Raw genomic sequence first — 20,824 nt, forward strand, 5'->3', positions numbered from 1 at the left:
CTCCAATGAGCCTATGTTATTTAAAAGTAGTAATAAAAGTATCAATAAATAGTATTTTTTCATTTAAAACCTACCTTGTTAAAAATCTTGTGGTAAAATATCTATCCGGAAGCTCTTTTATCTCAATATCTGTAACAGATATAATTGATTTATGTTTATTTTGCTGGTTCTCCATAACTATCTCTGTAGGATAGATATATTCACCAAGTACTTTTATTTTTTTTACTCTATATGTTTTTAATAACTCCCCAGAAAGTTCGTAAAAATCTCTTCCTATTAAAAAAGATGTCTGCTTATTGTAGTAGTTTATAATGTATGAGTACCCAAGTTCATTTTTCTCTTCTAAGGTTGTTCCATACTCCTTTACAACATAGCAGTTTTGATTCTCAATAATCTCTTCTCCAATTAATTCTTGGGTATAGTTAGAGTAACTTCTACTTATAAAATCAGAGTAAGAAAAATCACTTCCCATAAAATACCCACCTCCAGAGTTTTCCAGGGATATTCTTTTTATTTTTTTTACAACAGGTAGATATATCCACATTTTGTTTTCACCTTCACTATAAAAAGAGTGGATTAAAAAACCTGTATCCCGGACACTTGGAGGGTAGCTAAAAAGAAATAGTCTATTCATCTGGTTATTATCGCTCATCTTTTGGTAAGCATCCGCTTTAATCTCCCTCTTATCTCCGTTTTTAGATATTAAAGTTATTGAAAACTTCCCATATAGATTTGGAATTCGAATCCTATTGGCAAATTCATTTAAAATATTATCAAGGTTATCACCAAAAAGCGTCATTGATATAAGTAAGAGTAGTGTTATCCATAATTTTTTCATAATTATACCTCTAACTGAATTTTAGTAGGTAATATTAATATAGGCAATAAATAAAAACTTAGTATATAGGAAAAAATTAAAGAAGTAAAAAGTAGAATCCCAAGGTTCCTAGCTCCACTAAAGGAGGATAAAAATAGAACAGAGAATGAAGATAGGGATGTTAAAAAGCTTAAAAAAAGTGGAATACCACTATAGTTATTTATATAGCTAAACCCCTCTCCTATATCTTTAATTGGAGGTAGTTTATCAATTGCAGAGAGGGTGTGAATACTATAGTCAATTACAAGTCCTGTTATAATTGCTACAAATATAATAGAGAATGAATCTATTGTTACTCCTAAGGTGGTAATAATACCAAAGGATAATATCATACTTAGAAACCCTGGAAGTAGGGATAGTAGGGCTAGTGATAATTTTTTATAAAAAAGTAAAACGGTTATGAAAATTAGGAAGCTACCTAATAAGAAAGAAAATATCCAGTTTTTTGTTAAACCGTTTTTCTCCCTATTTAGGTCTTTTATAGTTCCATTTACACTTATTGACCACCCTTTAGGCAGACTCTCTCTTATTCCATCAATAGTGTTATAGAAATTATTGAGACTCTCAACATTGGAATACCGTATAAATCCTTTAATGGAAAAAAATCTGTATGAAGGATCAACAAGGGATTCAAACTCTAACGGGTCAACACCTGTAGTATAATAGAGTAGGTACTGTTCTATTAAGAAAGGGTAGTTATCATCAAACTCTGTTCCGTTAAGTAGAGACTCTTCATTACCCCAAAAGTAGAAATTTATACGTTTTAAAATAGTTAATAGTGAGTAACTATACCCGACTTCATCACTGTTATTTAGGGTTTTGTGTAGTTTCTCTAATATTTTTAAGCTATCTTTTTCCAAGAACTTGTTTGCCTCTCCACTATCTATTTCTAGGAAAAATGGAAGAGAGCCATAAAAATTGCTGTTAATTATACCCTCAGCTTTACGAATTGTGCTACTCTTTGGAAGTTGTTCTATTGGGTAAGGCTCTGTTCGTAGGCTTGGCAGTTTAATTAATCCCCAAAAAATACCTATTATTAATAGAATTAGTAGAATTTTTTTGTTTTTATATAGTAGTTTAAAAAGTCTAACTTGATAAGTGGAGTATCTTATTAATATTGGTTTCTTAGGCAGTTTTAAGTATAAATATGGTAACCAGAATAGAACCCCAATAAAGGTAAAAAGCACAGATAATGCAACTATACCACCAAGGATTATATGGCCTGATGCATTTATATATATAAGGGATAAAAACCCTGTAATAGTAGATAATGCGGTTAAACCTAGGGGATAGAGTAAATTTTTACGTATTTTAAAAGATGTAAGTTCACCCTTTTCATAAAAAAGGTGGTAGATGTAGTGTATAACATAGTCACTTAATAGACCAAGGGAGAATACTGGAACAAGAAGAATTAGTGGAGTTATACTTATTCCTGAGAATCTTATAAGAGTATAGGATAGAGTAATAGAGAGCAGAATTATAACCCAAGATAGTAATATTGCCTTTCTTGATCTAAAACTTAAAAATATAATCATAATTAAAATAAATAGTATCGGTGTAAAAATTAATATATCATTTGATAATAATTTTTCTGTTATAGATATTATGGGGGACTTACCGGTAAAATTAAACTTTATATCACTAGATCTATTTATATCTTCAAGATCTTTTAATATTTCTGATGGTATTACAGAGTATCCAAAATTTATATAGAAGAGTAGTGAGGTTTTATTACTGTCTACATAGAGTTTTAACTCTGGATACTGATTAATAGAATTAATTTTACCCTCTAACTGACTCTCATTAATATCTTGTTTAATAAACTGACTAATCTCTATATCATCATTAGATGAGGAGATTGTTGTAGCATTTAGAAGAGAGTCTACACTATTTACACCTGGTATATTTTTTAACTGATCGTTTAAATCTTGTAACTGTTTAATAGTTGAGATTTTTTTAAGATTTAAGTTATTCTCTATTAAATTTACTGTAGTTATTACTATATTTTTTTGGGGTATAAGGAGTTGATTATCTCCATCTATATATACGGATAAACCCTGTGATTTTATTGGTGTTATGGTATAGAATAGTACTATTAAACTTACCATAATTATTGGATAAATTACTTTTTTCATATAATAATGATATCTTGTATTTATAAAAACATAAAGAATTTTTGTTAAAGTATTTGTTGCCTTAATAAAAATAGTATTACAATTAAAATTAGGAGTATGTAATGTCAATTAAAGATGATTATGATTTTAGCATTATAGAAAATACAATAAAAGAGAAAGTTATTGAGATGTTGGAAGAGGAGTTTAATAACTTAGAAGAAAATATTTGTCAGTGTGAAGAGTGTGTTATTGATATGGTTTGTTATGCTCTTAATAGAATAAAACCAAACTATACTGCTTCACTTTATGGAGCTCTTTATTCAAGGGCAGATGCAGATAATAGATCTGAAGATATTAGAGAGAAAGTCTTAGATGCAATTGAATTTGTATCATCTAATAGATCTCACGACTTAAAATAAAAAAAGGCTGCCAGGCAGCCTTTTTTTTATTTTTTTTCTAATGCTAAAGTTCTAGTTGTTAAATCACAAACTTCAGATGGTCCATAATACTGAATAGCACCTGGGAATAGGTAACTAGTATTAACAGCCCACTCATCTCTATTAGCCTTAAACTCTTTAAAAGGAGCACCGTCTAGTTCAACTAAAGCCTTTTTAATAACTGGCTTTAAGTGTCCGTGTCTCTGCTCCATATTCATCATCATTGTTAATGGAACACCACCTGCAACCCACTCTGTTGCTGGCTTATCTAGGTTTTTAACATTTGAAATATAACCAGTTAAACCTTGGTTCATTAATAAAAATGCAGTATAACCTAATGAGTAACAGTAGTCAGCATCGAAGTTAGATGGGAATGCACATCTACCTTCATAACCGAAGAAGTGGTTTAAACCATTAAAAGAACCAGAGAACTTACCAGCTGCTTTTAAGTCGTTTAACTTTTTATCAACCATTTCTATTAATAATTTCTCAGTCTCAATTCTTGATACTTGAACATTCCCATGGGGATCTCTATCCATTAATAATTGAGCTTGGATTCCCTTAGGAAGTGATGCAAATACATCAGAAGCAGCTTTTGTTGTTTTAGATATAATCCACTTAACCTGTTCGTCAAATCCAACAGCTTTTGCAAAGGATTCAGCTTCGATTGCTAATAGATTATTTAACTCTGAAATTAAAACATTCATTTCTGGTATAAACTCAATTAATCCCTCTGGAATTAATGCAACACCAAAGTTATCACCATTTTGTGATCTCTTAACAACAACATCAACAATATCATCAACCACAGAGTCTAAAGTTTGAGCCTTAGCTTCTATTTCCTCTGAAATTATACAGATATTTGGTTGAGTTTGTAATGCACACTCTAAGCCGATATGGGATGCACTTCGACCCATTAACTTAATAAAGTGCCAATATTTTTTTGCTGAGTTCGCATCTCTTTGGATATTTCCAATAAGTTCTGAGTATGTTTTACACGCTGTATCAAAACCAAAAGATGTTTCTATGTGCTCGTTTTTAAGATCTCCATCAATAGTTTTAGGGCAACCAACTACAGTAATCCCAGCATTATTTGCTGCAAAATATTCAGCTAAAACTGCACCGTTTGTATTTGAGTCATCACCACCAATAATAATAACAGATGTAATATTGTTTTTTTCACAAGTAGCTTTTGCCATTTCAAACTGCTCTGTAGACTCTAGTTTATCTCTACCAGAACCGATCATGTCAAAACCACCAGTGTTTCTATACTCATCCATAAACTCAGGTGTAATTTCAACAAGATTACCATTCATAATTCCTGCAGGTCCACCCTTGAATCCAAATACTTTAGAATCTTTGTTTCCGTTTTTTACACCGTCATAGATACCAGCGATAACATTGTGTCCTCCTGGAGCTTGACCACCAGATAAAATAACACCTACGTTTATAACTTTTCCTGCATTTTCATTTGTACCTTCTACAAACTTTGCAACTGGTAAACCATAAGTCTTTTTGAATAAGTCTTTTACTTCTGCTTGATTTGCTATAGATTCCGTTGGAGAACCTAGCTCTACTGTAATGTTTTTAACATCACCTTTTAATACAGTTGGTAACTTAGGTTGGTATTCGTATCTAAGTTTCTGTAATGGGGAAAGATTTGCCATTTTATCTCCTATTTATATTGCATATAAGCAATTATTTATAGATTAATTATAATAAATATTATACTTCTTAAGGGCTAAGGTCAATCGATCTAACCTAATTTCCATACAGCTTGTTTCATGTTGTAAAGCAAGGTAAAATGAGTTTATGAAGAGGTTTGCATACAATCAATTATTAGAATGGAAAAAGATGGATAATAGCCAATTATTGTTAATTGGTGGGGTTCCAAGAGTTGGTAAAACAGGTTTAATCCTACAATTTGCTAAAACAGAATTTAAGAAATATCTCTATTATGAAACTAAATCCTCTTTAATAAAATTACAAAAGGATGTTGAAGAGTTAGAGAGTGGGTCACTAATTATTCTTGATAATCTTAATGGAGATAAGGATACACTATTTGAAGTAAAACAGCTCTCTTTAAAATTTGATAATATATATTTTATACTTATAGACTCCTTTGCCAAGGTTGCAAGGGGTGAGTCTAGAAGGATACAACTAAATTATTTAATAATTTATCCCTTAACATTTGAAGAGTTTTTAATAAATGTAAACTATGATCTCTTTTGTAAGTTAGCTTCCATTAATAATATTTTAGATTTAGATAAAGAGTTTAATGATAATATTCTTAAATACTTCCATGACTACTTATTTGTTGGTGGAATGCCATCGGTGGTTGAACTATATATAAATAGTGGGTTAGTTTATGAGGAGATAAGAGAGAATCAGGCTCTGGTTTTTAATGAGATTTTAAGTCGAATAGATAAATTCTACAAAACTACAGAGTCTAAGAATTTAATTAAAATATTAAGATTAATATTCCCTACATTAGTTAGAGAGAACAGAAAATTTAAACTATCTGATATCTCAATTTCAAAGAGATTTACAACTTTTAAAAGCTACTTTGATATCTTAGAAAAATTAAATTTAGTCTATATTACAAGACAGTTAAAAAATAATATAAATGATATTGATCAGAAGTCGATGAATATTTTTTTATTTGATATAGGACTATTAGGTTTTCTTGGAGATGTACCCCACTCGTTATATAACAGTTATCTTCTATTAAATCAGATAACAGTAGGTTTACTACAAAATTTTGTAGCTAATGAACTCTACTCAACAACAAATAAAAAAGTCTTTTTTTGGAATCATAATATGGCTAAAATTGAGTTTGTTTTAGTTAATGATGATTATATATTACCAATTGAGGTTAAGAATGATTTAAGTGGAAAACTTAAGAGTTTAAATACATTCTCTTCAAAGTTTGATATTAGTAAAAAAATTAGGCTAAATTTAAGTTCACCAGAAAAGAGGGCAGATGTTAATATCTACCCTATATATCTGATTAAGAATTTATATAGAAAGTTTATTAGTTAATACTTATATATTTTTTAGAGTTTGGGGAGCCAAAAGCAGTAACACTGTCTGGTGTTATTGCTACCCATTCATTGTCCTTAAAAAGATAAAAGTCAATTATTTTTCTGCCTGTTGTAGGACTCCATATAGATAGTGATTTGTTCTCATTTACTGTATAAATAGCACCATTATTACTGATAATACTATTTGTCTGATTTATAGTTATTTGAAAGGGTTTTATTCTTCTATTTGATGGATCTACTTTAATTAAAGATTTTGTACCTAGGTTAGTATATATAATATTCTTATCATCAACTTCAAAGTTTGAATATAACTCTTCCTGGCTATTTTTGATTAAAACTCTCTCTCTATTGGTTAAAAGGTTAAATTCATTAAGGTATGTATTGTTTGTTCCATTAACATTTTTTATACCTGTAATATAGATAATGTAGTCCTTATCACTCTCTAATATATTAAATACAACATCTAGAGATGTTTTAAGGGGTAGTGTCTCCTTAGTTTTTAAATCTACAACCATTATGGATCCGCCATGGGATATATCAACACCTCCAATAATCTCATTTTCATTAAAAAAGCCTACAGATGTAAACCCTGGGGATTTAAATGAGAAAGTTATGGAATATTTCTCTAAGTCGATTATTTTTACCAAACCATTTTTATCTAAAACTAGAAGCCTATTATTCCTTACTTTAACATCTACAATTTCTGATGAGAACTGAAAATTAAAGAGTGTCTCTCCAGTAGTTATATCAAAAAGAACAAGGGAGTCATTCCATAATAATAGGTTTCCATTTAAGTTTCTTGACCCAATAGGACTCTTTAATGGAGAGTTGTATGTACTTAGATCAAAATCAGTTAATCTTTTACTATTTTTAATTTTATCACTAAAAAAAGGTGACTTAAAGAGAACAATAGTGTCTGAAGTTAATAGCACCCCAGTATCATCAATTATAGTAACATCATTAATGTTAATTAGGTTGTTTGTTAGGAAATTACTACTCTCTTTACTCCAGTAGTTATATGAGTCTATATTACCTAAAGAATCTGCATATACTATTTTATTATACTCGGAACTAAATATATCAATTGGGTTTTTTACTATTACATCACTTTTTGAAGAATCAAAGAAACTTCCAGAAATAATTTGCAGGGTTTTTACACTCTTTTTATATCGATTATTTATATAACAAATTAACTCACCTGTAGTAGTATTTAACTTTATTTTATTTAAATCGGATATCTCTTTTTTATCGTAAATTTTTCCATCATTTCGTCCAATAATATAGATAGTTTTATCTTTCTTACCAATTATGAATTTTTTATCCATAGTTAATGTTATATCAGTTAAATTTTTTACAGTTTTAATACTTTTTATCAGTTTGGAATTGTTTAAATATCGAATATCTAGGGTACCTGTGGTAGAAGAGTAGAGATAAGCGGTTTTTTCTGAACTTCCAATGTAAATAAAATCGATATAACTTTCATTTTTATTTAAATAAGTAGTTGATGCTCCTGTTCGTGCATTAAAAACTCTTACCGGCTGGGATGAAATAGATGATACATAGATATAGTTTCCTGAACCAGAGAATCCAATGGTCATTGGGAATTCATCTAGGTTTATAGAGTAAAGTTTCTTCTCTAACTTCCAATTCCAAACGGATATTATAAATTTTGATGCACTATCATTTTCTACAACTGCTAATCTGTCATCTTCTGATAGAATCATTTGTGAAATACTGTTACTGGTTATAAAAAATCTCTTTGATATTTTTTCATCATCAGCTTTTTTAATAACTAGTGTTCCATCTTCACTAAGTGAAAAAAAACTCTTTTCACTATCTAAATATTCAATAAATTTTACTGGTGCTTGATGGCCTGAATTTATAACATTTTTCGAAAACGCAATAAAGGGTAGAAGTAAAAAAAGTAGAAAATATATTGGCTTATTGTTCATTATAAATCTCCAAAATAAAATATGTCATTACCTATTCCTAGGGTAAAAAGTAGTAGTATAATTATTAATCCGATTGTTTGATAACCGTATATAAATTTACTGTTTAATGGTGAACCTTTTATTAAAGTTATAATATTAAATAGTATTTGACCACCATCTAAGACTGGTATTGGTAATAAATTAATAAAACCTAGAGTCAGACTAATAGATGCTATAATTGTTAAAAAAGTCTCTAGGGTTATTAATAGTGAGCTATTTGAGTAGACTGTATCAATACTATTTCCAACATCGTACACTAATCTTAGAGGAGATGAAATACTTTTTGAAACATCCCCGTTTTTAAAAAGATCAGCAAAGAGATAGAAAATTTTATCCAGCATAGAGAAGGTGTTTTTAAAACCCATAATAGTTGATTTTACTGGGTTGTAGGATACAAACTGAGTAAACTGGAGCCTACTTAACTCCTGGGGGGTCATAGTCAAATTTATTTGTTTATTATCTCTAATAACTGTTATATTAAAATTATCCAAACCATCTGTAACCTTATATAAATCCATATAGTTATCTACATTAATACTATTAACCATAATAATTTTGTCATTAGACTTTATTTTTTCTATTTGACTATGAAATACATTTAGAGGGATATATGGATAGACACCAATTACATATTGACCATTATTTTTTTTAGCCTCTAACTCTAAACTAATTACTCTATCATCCCTTTCTATAATTAAGTCAAGTTTATCCTGGGTTAAGTATTTTGAAATATCTAAGAAACTATTAATATCGTTTCCGTTAATTGATAATATTTGATCACCTTTTTTCATCCCAGAAATCTCTGCTGGAAGATTATCCCCTAAAACAGGTAGAACAGTTGTAGGAAGTATTTGGTTTATAGGTAGCATAAAAACTATAGATAAAAAGATTATAGTTAAAATAAGGTTAAAAAAAGGTCCAGCAAAATAGATTATTGCTCTTTTTAGTGGGTTTATAAAGTCCATAGAGTCACTGTCCATGTTAGGATTTTGAATATCCCCACCTTTAAGTTTACAATAACCACCTAGGGGTATTAAGGATAGTGCATACTCTGTCTCCCCAAATTGTCTTGTTAATAGTTTTTTCCCAATGCCAATTGAGTAGACTTCTACTTTAACTTTAAACAGTTTTCCTGCAATTAGGTGTCCTAACTCATGAATGGCAATTACTAAACTTAGAGCAAGTAGAGGTATTAAATATTTAATTATCAAATCTTCATCCTATTAGTGTTTTTGTTTTACTTCTTACTAATTTATCTATTTCTAAAATATTATTTAAATTTTGTGGTTCAATTTTAATGTTTGATTCTAATATTATTTTTGTATAATAGGGTATCTGTAAAAAAGAAATCTCTCTATTTACAAATGCATCAACTAAAACCTCATTACAAGCGTTATATGCAATAGTATATGCATTCCCTTTTTTTAAAGCTAAATATGCTAAATCAAGCATTTGATATTTTTCTAAGTCTGGTAGGGTAAAACTTAAATTTTTACCTACAAGGTCAAGATATGTTGACTCGACTCTTTCTAATTCTGGGTATAAAATAGCATTTTGAATAGGTAATTTCATATCTGGAGCACTAATTTGTGCATACATAGAACAATCTTTTACTCTTATTAATGAGTGGACATAACTCTGTGGATGTATTAAAACCTTAATTTTATCAATGTCTAAATTAAATAACATTGCTGCTTCTATTACTTCTAAACCCTTATTAGCCATGGAAGCTGAATCAATTGTTATTTTATTCCCCATACTCCATGTTGGATGTTTCAAAGCATCCTGGAGGGTAACTTCTTTTAATTTTTCAATTGGCAGATCTCTAAAAGCTCCTCCTGATGCTGTTAAAATTATCTCCTCTACATCCTCTATCTTTCTATTTTCAAGTAAGTGAAAAATTGCAGAGTGTTCTGAGTCTACAGGAAGTAGTTTTATATTATGCTCCCTAGCTAACTTGTTAATTAGGGGGCCTGCCATAACCATAGTCTCTTTATTAGCTAAAGCAAGATCTTTACCTGACTCTATTGTTGCTATAGATGGGAGTAAGCCACTAGAACCAGCAATACCATTTATTACAATATCCGCATCACTATTTTTAATAGCTTCAAGGAGTTCTAACATTCCAAAACTACTTATATTAGAGTATTCTGAGTTATCTTTTCCTGTAAGTACTAAGTTATTAACATCTAACTTATAACCTAATTCAGATAGTTTTTTATCATTAGAATTGGCAGAAAGTCCTACAATTTTCAATAGATGGGGGTAATCATTTACAACATCGATTGAGCTTTGTCCAATTGAACCTGTGGAACCTAAAAGAAAGATTTTTTTCATTACATACCTTTTTCTGCATAGGTTTTAACAATGTAATAGAAAAATGGGGCTGCAAGTAGTAGTGAGTCTATAGAGTCTAAAAGTCCACCTCTACCCATAATTATATTTCCAGAATCCTTAACTTTACATGACCTTTTCATTGCTGATTCTACAAGATCTCCAGTTATTGTTACAGTAGAAATTACCATTGCTAAAATGATATAAACATAAAGTGGCATTGCAGATAACTCTGGTATCTGGAATCTAGCTAAACCAAGGAATAAAAATGTTCCAATTGTCCCACCAACAAATCCCATTACACTTTTGTTTTTGCTAACCTTTACTACACCACGATTATTTTTACCAAAAAGTACTCCTAATAACCAAGCTCCAGAGTCATTCATAAAAATCATTAATATGAAATAACATATAATAAGACTAGCATTTTGAAACTCTGAAAATCGTATGATAAAAGAGATAAAATATCCTGGATATAACACTGATAATAGGGAAACAGATATAAAAGTAATGTTATTTGAAAAATCTAAATCACTTTTTTTTGTTGAAATTGACATCATTAAAATAAATATTACTATTGAAGTAAAAACAATGGAAAATAGGTTAGGATTCATATTAAATCTAACTATTAAGTAGGATGTAATTGGAAGTAACATGCTTAAAAAGGGAAGGCTTCTACTGTTTAAAGTAATCCCCTTACTATTAAACATTAATAGAAGTTCTTTAGTTGCTATATATGCTGTTATTACAGCAATTATATTAAAAAATAGATGCTTTTGAAATGGCAGAAAAAATATTGCCCCAGCAATTAAAGGAATAGCTACTATAAAGAGTAAAACTCTTTGAATTACGTTATTATTTGTCATTTTATACCACCAAATCTTCTAGTTCTTTTATTGTATGCTTCTAGAGCTTTATTAAAATCGTCCACACTAAAGTCAGGCCACAAGACATTAGAATAATAAAATTCTGAATATGCACATTGCCATAATAAGAAATTACTTAATCTCTCTTCTCCACTGCTTCTAATCATAAGATCCACATCTGGGATCATTGGATTATCAAGATTTTTTTGAATATCACTTTCAGTTATATTAGTTAGATTTTTAGATATTATTTTATTTACAGCTCTGGTTATCTCATCTCGACCACCATAATTGATTAAAAGATTTACTGTTAAACCTTTAAAATCTTTGGTGTCATTTACAACTAAGATAATCTCTTTTTGAACATCTTCAGGAAGACCTTTTAAGTCTCCACTATGAACTACTCTGATTTGATTCTCTCTATAAAAATTATACTCTTGTTTTAAGTGTTTTTTTATGAGAAACATTAGAAAAGAGACCTCTTCCTGGGCTCTTTTCCAATTTTCAGTTGAAAAAGCATACAGAGATACAAATTTTATACCTATATCCGAAGCATACTTTATAATATTCTTAGCAGTATCTAGACCTTCTTGGTGTCCCTTTGTTCTAACAAGACCCTTTTCTCTAGCCCATCTACCATTTCCATCCATTATAAAACCTATATGGGATGGAAGATTTGACTTCAAATCCATTAAACTTCCATTATCTCTTTTTCTTTCTCTTTAAATACAATATCAACTTCTTTTATATATTTATCTGTAAGTTCTTGTATCTCAGTTTGTCCAGACTTAACTTCATCCTCAGAGAAATCACCTTTTTTGATAAGGTCATTAGAGTCTCTTCTTATGTTTCTAATGGCAATTTTACTGTTTTCACCAATATTTTTAGCTTGTTTACTTAACTCTTTTCTTCTCTGCTCTGTTAGAGGTGGAATGTTTATCCTTATAACCTTTCCATCATTACCTGGTGTAAGGCCTAAGTCAGAAGCAAAAATGGCTCTTTCTATCTCATTTAAACTATTTTTATCAAATGGTTGAATTACAATAAGCCTTGCTTCTGGAATACTAATTGTAGCAAGTTGATTTAATGGAGTAGGTGTCCCGTAATATTCAACTCGAATTTTATCAAATATAGATGCTGATGCTCTACCTGTTCTTATAGAATTAAATTCATTTTTAAGTGCAGATATACTCTTTTTCATTTTGTTCTCAGCACTTTGTTTAATAGTATCCATTTTTTATCCTTATAATTATAAACAGGCTACCTAAATAGATAGCCTGTTTTATATTCTATTTTCCTACAACAGTAAGAGCATAGTCTACTAATTCAACTGTTAAACCAGTCTCTTTAGCTACTTCTTTAGCTGCTTCTGCAACAGAAATTTTATCATTCTTTACGAATTTTTGATCAACAAAACAAATTTGTGCAAGGTGTTTATTAACTTTACCTTTAACAATACCAGCAACAATGTTTTCTGGCTTACCTAAGTTAGCTGTTTGAGTAGTAAAAATATCTTCCTGCTCTTTTAAGTAGTCCGCATCAACTTGTGTTCTATCAAAGTATAAAGGTTGGAAAGCTGCAGCATGTAGTGCACAGTCAAAAGCAAATGCTTTTACAACATCATTAGATGTATCAGAAGTTTTAACTTTAGTTAAAACAGCTACAATTCCACTATGAACATAGTCTACAACTACTTCATCAGCAGCTACATCCATAACTACAACAGTTTTTACAACCATATTCTCTTTTAATAGAGCTATATACTCTTTTAAAAGCTCAGCTAGCTCTTCGTTAGGAGCTGTGTAACCATTTTCAAGAATAGCATCGATAACTTTGTTACCAGCTTCTTTAAAGTGATCAGTTTTAGCAACAAAGTCTGTTTCACATGTAATTTGTACTAAAACAGCTTTATCAGCAGTAACTCTAGTAAAAACTCCACCTTCGTTTGTAGCTCTATCACTTCTGTTTCCAGCGTTTGCTAATCCTTGCTCTTTTAAATGCTTTTCAGCTGCTTTAAAATCCCCATCAGTTGCGATTAATGCTTTTTTACAATCAAGCATTCCTGCACCAGTTGCTTCTCTAAGTTTTTTTACGTCTTGTGGTGAAACTGCCATTACTTGTTATCTCCTGCCTCAGCTGCTAATCTAGCCTCTTCTTCTTCTTCTTCTTGTAAAGTTTCGATTACTCTTAAACCAGTTTCGTTTTCAGCTTCAATTACTGCATTTGCAACAACTGATGTAAACAGACTGATTGCTCTAATAGCATCATCATTACCAGGAATAGGGAAGTCGATTCCTTCAGGGCTACAGTTAGTATCTACAACTGCAACTATAGGTATATTAAGTTTTCTTGCTTCTGCTACTGCGATAGCTTCTTTTTTAGTATCAACTACAAATAAAATACCCGGAAGGTCTTTCATCTCTTTGATACCACCAAGAGTTTTTTCTAATTTTGATTGTTCTTTTTGAAGTTTTGAAACCTCTTTTTTAGTTAATGCATCAAAAGTTCCATCAATTTCCATCTTCTCAATCTTTTTTAATCTGTGTAAAGATTTTTTGATAGTTGAAAAGTTAGTTAACATACCACCTGGCCATCTCTGGTTTACATAGTACATTTCACATCTTTCAGCTTCTGACTTAATTGCACCTTGTGCTTGTTTTTTTGTACCAACGAAAAGTACTGACTTTCCTTGTAAAGAAACTTTTCTTACTGCATCGTAAGCTTCTTTAATTGCTACAATTGTTTTTTGTAAATCGATGATATGTATACCATTTCTTGATGTAAAGATATACTTCTTCATTTTTGGTTCCCATCTTTTTGTCTGATGTCCAAAGTGCACACCTGACTCAAGTAGGTTTTTCATTGTTACTACTGCCATTTTAGGCCTCCTATTTTAAGTTCCCTTCGCTTTTTTCTCAGTAATTAGATTACCGGATTAATAAAATTTAATGATACAAACATGCCATAAATGCGACTTATTGGCAACCCCATAACCGACGAGTAAGAGCCATTTATATAATCAATTAGAATTTCTCCCATATTTTGTATTTGATAAGCCCCAGCTGCATCCTGCCACTCATTAAAATTTAAGTAATAATCTACAGTTTTTTTATCTAAATTCTTAAATTTAACACTGGTTATATCTAGTTCTGTAACAGTTTTATCTAACTCTTTGGAGTATATTGCAACACCTGTTAATACTTGGTGGGTTTTTCCAGAGAATTTTGTTATCATATTAAATGCCTCAACCCTGTTTTTAGGTTTTCCATAAATTTTATTGTCTAAAGTAATAAATGTATCCGCAGTTAAAATTATCTCATCATTTGGATTGTTTTCCCTTACACTGTTTAGTTTATCTAGGGTTATCTTTATTGCATTTTCCTGAACACTTAAGTTTTCATCACAAATCTCTTCGATATTAGGGGGTTTGACTACAATATCCACACCTAATTTTTTTAATAATTCATATCTTCTTGGAGATTTTGATCCTAATGTTACTAATCCCATAATTTCCCCACACTCTCCCTCTCTATCCAACCATATCGATTATTTTTATCAGTAATATAGTAGTAGTCTTGGTACTCATCGGTTATGACAACTATTGCTCCTTCCTTTCCTATAAATGTTTCATCACTACCAGGATAGGGTGAGATATTAACACTGTTTTTTTCCACAATTATTCCTTGATTTTTTTTTAAGTAATAGTTGGCATTACCACCTAAAGAGAGTAGTAGGAGTAGTGTTGTAACAGAAAGAATTACCTTTCTTATTCTAAAAAAGAGACTTTTATCATTTTTTTTATATGATAATAGAATAAAAATTGTTATTAGCACTCCTGTTAATGTAATTAATACCAGTGTTAGATTAATATTTTGAGAGTAGGATAGAGGGGAGTAGAAGTTAAGTTGATCCTCTAGATCTAATCTCTTCTCAATATTTTTTATAAGTGATTGGATGTTTTTATCCCTAGGGTTTATTAATAGGCCTTTATAGAGGTAGTAGAGGGCATATCCATCTCTGTTTAATTTTATAGCCGTATTCCCTAGATTAAACAGAGTGTTAATGTCATACCCATTATTTTGAATCTCAAGCAGGTAGTCTTTATTTGCACCTTGATAATCCTTATTACTAAACTCTAAATTCCCATTTTGAAAATCATCTGCAAAAATATTAAAAGATAACACAATTAAAAATATTAGACTTACTCGTTTAATTAACATTTTAACTCCTTTTTTATCCCATCTGCTAGAGCTTTGTAGGTTTCAAAATCGATACTCCTACTGGTATATTTAAACTCATCTAACTTAACCATTATATCTTTAATTTTACCATCTTCTATATCTAGATGTGTTATAGCCTGGGGTTCACATTTTAGTCTATCCGACACTGTAATTTGAATAAGGTTTTTATATAAATTTAATGCTTCTAAATAATTTTTACTGTTTTCCAATAATTTAATTTTTAATAAAAGGTTTTTTTGGTCTCTTTTTAAAGTTGAAACGTCACTGCTTTGTCTTTTACTTAATATTGATATAACTAGTATTGTAATAAGTGTTAACAGTGTTGACGTTAAAGCTACATAGAGTAGAGGGTTTTCAAATATTGTTCTGTTAAAATCTACCTTTTTTTCAACTTTATGTCGTATCTCTTCTTTTTTTTCATTAAAACTGTTATTAGATTCATCTACTACTTCTTTATTTATAAACTGGGATGGGCTTACACTTATAGGGAATTCAGTACTACTTATTATGTAGTATTTCTCTTCAATTGGATTGAAATATGAGAATGTAAATTTGGGGGTAGTTGTTACTTTATCTGTTGTTGGAGCTAATATCTGCTCAAAGGATTTTACCCCTTGATAGTTAGACTTATTTGTTCCCCTATATGATGATGATTCTGGATACAACTTCCATGACTCTGATTCACTAGATATCTTTGGTACATTTATTCTTTGAAAGTTTCCTTCTCCAAAAATATCCATTGTAAGGGTTACTGGATCTCCTACGCTAATATCTGTTAGGTTAATAGAGTCATTTAGTGAAAAGTCTCCTATAGCACCGGAAAAGCTATCCGGGCGGTCATTTATTGGTAACATTTTAATATTCAGTGTCTTAATTTCCGTAGTAGTTTTAATCTCCTGTCTTTCTGATGAGGAGAAAAAACCTCCATTTGATGTTGGTTTATCAATGTAACTATCCATAACAATTTCCAAGTCTAATTTACCAGCTTTAAGTGGGGTTAAGTGACTTTTCCAATATACCTGTAACCAACGCTCTCCATTTATTACTTTCTCTGGTCTATCATTAAAATACTTCTGCCCTGTGTCTACAACAAATGAACCTGTTTTAATATATGGTGATCGGTCAATACCTGGTTGATAACTTGTAGAAAAATAGGCAACTATCTCTACAGGTATCGCTTCTCCAACATATAGGTTTCTATCTGGAATATCTATAAAGAGTTTCACATACTGGGTCTCAAACTCTTTTGTAGTGTCGTGTTTAGTTATAATGTCATCTTTTAACTCTTCCACATAGAGAACTAGCTGATCACTTTTTATACTCTCTCCATTGGAGTTTTCTGAATAAAATATAGGAAGTTTAAGGGTTCCTGCTTTTTGGGGTTTTACCCTATATGTTAATATTAAACTACTACTTTTACTTCCATTTAGAACCAGGTTAACAGAGCTACTTTTTCCAATCTGGGTTATTGTTAGATCCTTAGGTTCACTATATTTTAAGTTAGTAATGTTTCCCGAAACTGTTACCCTGAATGTTGTCCACTCTCCAAGGTTTACATAACTATCCTGTAGTTCTATATCGATAGTTTGGGAAAATAAAAATCCATTTATTGTTAAAAAAATTAAAATTATGATGTTTTTTTTCATTGTTCTCACTACCATTCACCTGTATATGAGTTATCTCTATCGTTTACTAGATATTTTAACTCAACTTCCTGATCTTCTAATGCGTTTAATAGAGCTTCAGCCTGCTCTCTACTCATCTCTTGGGGCTGATCTTGCTGATCTTGCTGATCCTGCTGATCCTGCTGATCTTGCTGATCTTGCTGATCTTGCTGATCTTGCTGATCTTGCTGATCTTGCTGATCTTGCTGATCTTGCTGATCTTGCTGATCTTGCTGATCTTGCTGATCCTGCTGATCCTGCTGATCCTGCTGATCCTGCTGATCCTGCTGATCCTGCTGATCCTGCTGATCCTGCTGATCCTGCTGATCCTGCTGATCCTGCTGATCCTGCTGATCCTTAAGTTTATCAAGAATGATTTTTACAAAATCCCTATTTTTTACAACCTGTTCATCACTATTATCAAGGGCTATTGAACCATCATAACTTTTAACAGATTTTTCTAATAAAGATATCTTTTCATTCATATCCTGGCTAAGTTCACTAGCTTTAAAATAACTATTACCAAGATTGTATAAAATCCTTTTTTGCAAATTACCATCTGCTTTTTTTAAACTATCTTCAAATTGAAGAGTAGCATTGGCAAAGTCTCCTTTTTTATAATAAGCTGTACCTAGGTTATACTTTGTTATTGGAGAGTCTTTTTCTTGTTTATATAGAGTAATAGCTCTATCGAACTCCCTATTTTTTAAGGCGTCATCCCCAGGGGTTGCATAAATAAGACCAAAGTTTAAAAGAAATATGGCTGTAAATATACCCTTTTTATTAACTCTTTTTTTTCTGATATTAACAACTAAGAACTCAATTAAAAGTAGAATTATTACCGGTATTAAAAACACTCTATAGATATCTATAGGGATTCTACTTCTCTGCTCACTCTTATTCTCCTGTTCTAACTCCTTAAGCTTCTCTTTGTAAATCTGAAGGATTCCATTTCCATTGGAAGAGAGATCTCTATAATCTCCACCTGTAGCTAAAGCAATCTCTTTTAGGGAGTCTTCATCTAATTTTGATTTAACAATATTTCCTTTCTTATCCTTAAGGTATTCTCCTGGATTGTTAGGGTCGGGGATTAATTCCCCAAGTTTAGTACCAACTCCCACAGTGAAAATTTGAACCCCACTCTCGGCAGCTTTTTTAGCTTCTTCAACCCCTTGATTTGCTAAATCCTCCCCATCAGTTACAAGAATTAAAATTTTATATCTATTTTTATCCTTAAAAATCTCCTGGGATGAGCTTATGGCGCTCTTTAAATTTGTACCACTTTTAGGGATTGTATTTGTATTTAAAGTCTTAACACTTTGATTAAAAATATCGTAGTCAGCTGTAAATGGAGTCATTACAAAGGATGATCCTGCAAAGGGTATTAGAGCAATTCTGTCACCTTTTAGCTCCCCACTAAGCTCAAGTAGTGCCATTTTTGCTTTAGTTAACCTATTTGGTGTTATATCAATGGCATCCATACTCTTTGATGTATCAACTGCAACAGCAATATCTATTCCAGTAGTTATACTCTCCTGCCAAATAAAACCTTTTTGGGGTCTAGCTAGGCAAATTATTAGTAAAAGAGCGGATATTATAATTAGTATATACCTAATAACTGTAATTTTTTTATTAAACGTAGGGAATAGACCTTTTGTATTATTCCCTATAAATGTTTTTAAACTAGCAGCCTTTCTTTTTTCTACCCAGATAAAAATAGGTATAAACAGTATTAAGAAAATAGGTATAAGGATTAAAACTCCCGGGTTTTGAAACTCCATTAATAAACCCTCCTTAATTTTGTTGATGTTAGAATAATTTCAATAAGAAAAAGTAGAAAACCTATAATTAGTGGAATCATAAAGTAGTATTTATAAAGAACTGTTTTATTGGATACCCTAGTTGTCTTCTCCATCTTATTTATTCTGTTATAGATCTCTTCTAGGGAGTTAATATCCTTCGCTCTAAAATAGAGACCCCCTGTTGATGTAGCTACATCTGTTAACATCTCTTCGTCAATTTTAACATCAACATACTGTATATCTGAACCAAAAAAACCGTTTACTTCGTAGGGAGCTTTTCCCTCTTTTCCTGCACCTACTGTGTAGATTTTTACTCCTAGAGCATTAGCAGCTTCCGCAGCTTGTCTTGGTTCAATAACACCACTGTTATTCTCTCCATCTGTAAGTAGAATTACAATTTTAGACTTACTCTCCACTCTGTTAAGGCTATTAGATGCAGAGGCTATAGCGGAACCAATTGCAGTTCCTCCTTCTATCATACCGGTTTGCAACATGTCTAACCGTTTTATTAACCAGCTGTGGTCTAGGGTTAGTGGGCTTGCAATATATGGTGCTCCAGCAAAAGCTACTACACCAATCCTGTCGTTAGGCCTACTATCTATAAACTCTTTAACAACTTTTTTTACTGCATCTAATCTTGTCTGCTTTTCCCGTTTTGTAGAGAAATCTAAACCTTCCATGCTCCCTGATACATCTATTGCTACAATTATATCTATTCCACTTGCTTCATTATTCTCTATACTATTCTCTTTTATAGGCCCTGCAAGGGCTAAACTTAAGAGTATTAGAGTTAGACAACGTAGAATGTAGGGAAGGCTTGTTAAGTGATTTTTTTTAGCAGCTACTTTAAGTAGAGTTAACTCTGAAAAGCCAATTCCACTACTCTGTTTCTTCTTTAGCTTTAATATAGTTAAAAGTATTACTATTGGAATTATTAATAGAAATATGGGGTACTGAAACTTAATCATTTTCCACTCCAGTTTCCTTATTGTAGAGTTCAGTAATTACATCTACACATGTTTTAATTATTTGATTCTTTTTATCCTTAGGAATTTGATATTTACCAAATTGCCCTGGTTCTAGTTCGTTTAGGAAGAAGTTTACCAAGTCCCCGTTATTAAAACTAAAATTCCTCTCTAATTTAATTAACATCTCCTGATTTGTTGAAGATAAAAAATCTACACTATAGAGGGTGGATAGGTAGCTTTTGAAAATGTAGGAAACCTGTAGCGAGAACTGACTTGTGGTTAAGGTTTCTATACTATTTTGGATCTCTAAGTATCTATCTAGAGTGTTTTTATAGGACTCCTGGGGGTAATAATCCTTTCCTTCTTCCAAGGCTTTTTTAGGATAAAAAATATAACTAAACCTAAAACAACTGCTGATAGAAGTATAATAAAAACTGTATTTAGGTTAGATGTTTCCCTATATATTGGTTCGTAAATATCTATAAT

At 31.0% G+C, this 20,824-nt stretch carries 18 protein-coding genes and 1 pseudogene; 2 read left to right on the plus strand and 17 right to left on the minus strand.

Translation table 11 applies throughout. The features are described 5' to 3' along the window. Positions 1-70: 70 nt before the first annotated feature. Together EW093_RS15970 and EW093_RS15975 are read right to left on the minus strand one after the other, a co-directional pair. Positions 71-838: an outer membrane lipoprotein-sorting protein gene (locus tag EW093_RS15970; RefSeq protein WP_149569353.1), complete on the minus strand. Its 768-nt coding sequence runs from the start codon at positions 836-838 to the stop codon at positions 71-73. Between the two features lie 2 nt (positions 839-840). Continuing rightward, on the minus strand, positions 841-3,012 hold the full coding sequence (locus EW093_RS15975; RefSeq protein WP_149569354.1) for an RND transporter family protein: 2,172 nt from the start codon (positions 3,010-3,012) through the stop codon (positions 841-843). Between the two features lie 101 nt (positions 3,013-3,113). Between EW093_RS15975 and EW093_RS15980 the strand changes: the two genes are divergently transcribed. Beyond that, positions 3,114-3,410, plus strand: a complete 297-nt coding sequence (locus EW093_RS15980; protein ID WP_149569355.1) for a late competence development ComFB family protein — start codon at positions 3,114-3,116, stop codon at positions 3,408-3,410. 26 nt (positions 3,411-3,436) lie between these two features. Here EW093_RS15980 and EW093_RS15985 read toward each other — a convergent pair whose 3' ends face one another. Further along, positions 3,437-5,095 (minus strand): diphosphate--fructose-6-phosphate 1-phosphotransferase, encoded by a 1,659-nt coding sequence (locus EW093_RS15985; RefSeq protein WP_149569356.1) that lies wholly within the window; start codon positions 5,093-5,095, stop codon positions 3,437-3,439. Positions 5,096-5,240: 145 nt separating this feature from the next. Here EW093_RS15985 and EW093_RS15990 point away from each other — a divergent pair, with 145 nt between their 5' ends. Beyond that, on the plus strand, positions 5,241-6,470 hold the full coding sequence (locus EW093_RS15990; RefSeq protein WP_149569357.1) for an ATP-binding protein: 1,230 nt from the start codon (positions 5,241-5,243) through the stop codon (positions 6,468-6,470). On the opposite strand, the gene EW093_RS15995 is transcribed toward EW093_RS15990, so the two are convergent. From EW093_RS15995 to EW093_RS16060, 14 genes and pseudogenes are all read right to left on the minus strand, one after another. Further along, entirely contained in the window at positions 6,463-8,424 is a 1,962-nt protein-coding gene (locus tag EW093_RS15995) for a WD40 repeat domain-containing protein (RefSeq protein WP_149569358.1), read from the minus strand. The two genes, EW093_RS15990 and EW093_RS15995, sit on opposite strands and share 8 nt — an antisense overlap. Next, positions 8,424-9,674: an RIP metalloprotease RseP gene (gene rseP, locus EW093_RS16000; protein WP_149569359.1), complete on the minus strand. Its 1,251-nt coding sequence runs from the start codon at positions 9,672-9,674 to the stop codon at positions 8,424-8,426. Before rseP ends, EW093_RS15995 begins: the two co-directional genes overlap by 1 nt. 4 nt (positions 9,675-9,678) lie before the next feature. Next, a complete protein-coding gene (dxr, locus tag EW093_RS16005) occupies positions 9,679-10,800 on the minus strand; it encodes a 1-deoxy-D-xylulose-5-phosphate reductoisomerase (RefSeq protein ID WP_149569360.1) in 1,122 nt (373 codons plus the stop codon). Continuing rightward, positions 10,800-11,663, minus strand: coding sequence for a phosphatidate cytidylyltransferase (locus EW093_RS16010; RefSeq protein WP_149569361.1), 864 nt, complete (start codon positions 11,661-11,663; stop codon positions 10,800-10,802). The genes dxr and EW093_RS16010 overlap by 1 nt, the downstream gene beginning before the upstream one ends. Next, positions 11,660-12,355 (minus strand): polyprenyl diphosphate synthase, encoded by a 696-nt coding sequence (gene uppS / locus EW093_RS16015; RefSeq protein WP_149569362.1) that lies wholly within the window; start codon positions 12,353-12,355, stop codon positions 11,660-11,662. Before uppS ends, EW093_RS16010 begins: the two co-directional genes overlap by 4 nt. Then, entirely contained in the window at positions 12,355-12,897 is a 543-nt protein-coding gene (gene frr, locus EW093_RS16020) for a ribosome recycling factor (RefSeq protein ID WP_149569363.1), read from the minus strand. The genes uppS and frr overlap by 1 nt, the downstream gene beginning before the upstream one ends. Positions 12,898-12,952: 55 nt before the next feature. Next, positions 12,953-13,777, minus strand: coding sequence for a translation elongation factor Ts (gene tsf / locus EW093_RS16025; protein ID WP_149569364.1), 825 nt, complete (start codon positions 13,775-13,777; stop codon positions 12,953-12,955). A 41-nt stretch (positions 13,778-13,818) separates the two neighbouring features. Continuing rightward, positions 13,819-14,541: pseudogene (gene rpsB / locus EW093_RS16030) on the minus strand (30S ribosomal protein S2); the annotation flags it as partial. A 44-nt stretch (positions 14,542-14,585) separates the two neighbouring features. After that, complete coding sequence (locus EW093_RS16035) at positions 14,586-15,170, minus strand: Maf family protein (protein ID WP_149569366.1); 585 nt, start codon at positions 15,168-15,170, stop codon at positions 14,586-14,588. Continuing rightward, entirely contained in the window at positions 15,161-15,883 is a 723-nt protein-coding gene (locus tag EW093_RS16040; RefSeq protein ID WP_149569367.1) for an SH3 domain-containing protein, read from the minus strand. Before EW093_RS16040 ends, EW093_RS16035 begins: the two co-directional genes overlap by 10 nt. Then, positions 15,877-17,550 carry a BatD family protein gene (locus EW093_RS16045; RefSeq protein WP_246745124.1) on the minus strand — a complete coding sequence of 558 codons (1,674 nt, stop codon included), beginning with the start codon at positions 17,548-17,550 and terminating at the stop codon, positions 15,877-15,879. The genes EW093_RS16040 and EW093_RS16045 overlap by 7 nt, the downstream gene beginning before the upstream one ends. An 8-nt stretch (positions 17,551-17,558) precedes the next feature. Next, positions 17,559-19,349 (minus strand): vWA domain-containing protein, encoded by a 1,791-nt coding sequence (locus tag EW093_RS16050; RefSeq protein ID WP_149569369.1) that lies wholly within the window; start codon positions 19,347-19,349, stop codon positions 17,559-17,561. Next, complete coding sequence (locus tag EW093_RS16055; RefSeq protein ID WP_149569370.1) at positions 19,349-20,338, minus strand: VWA domain-containing protein; 990 nt, start codon at positions 20,336-20,338, stop codon at positions 19,349-19,351. Before EW093_RS16055 ends, EW093_RS16050 begins: the two co-directional genes overlap by 1 nt. Further along, complete coding sequence (locus EW093_RS16060; RefSeq protein ID WP_149569371.1) at positions 20,331-20,708, minus strand: hypothetical protein; 378 nt, start codon at positions 20,706-20,708, stop codon at positions 20,331-20,333. The genes EW093_RS16055 and EW093_RS16060 overlap by 8 nt, the downstream gene beginning before the upstream one ends. Positions 20,709-20,824 lie beyond the last annotated feature (116 nt).

The sequence above is a fragment of the Thiospirochaeta perfilievii genome (assembly GCF_008329945.1).
In the GTDB taxonomy this organism is placed as follows: domain Bacteria; phylum Spirochaetota; class Spirochaetia; order DSM-2461; family DSM-2461; genus Thiospirochaeta; species Thiospirochaeta perfilievii.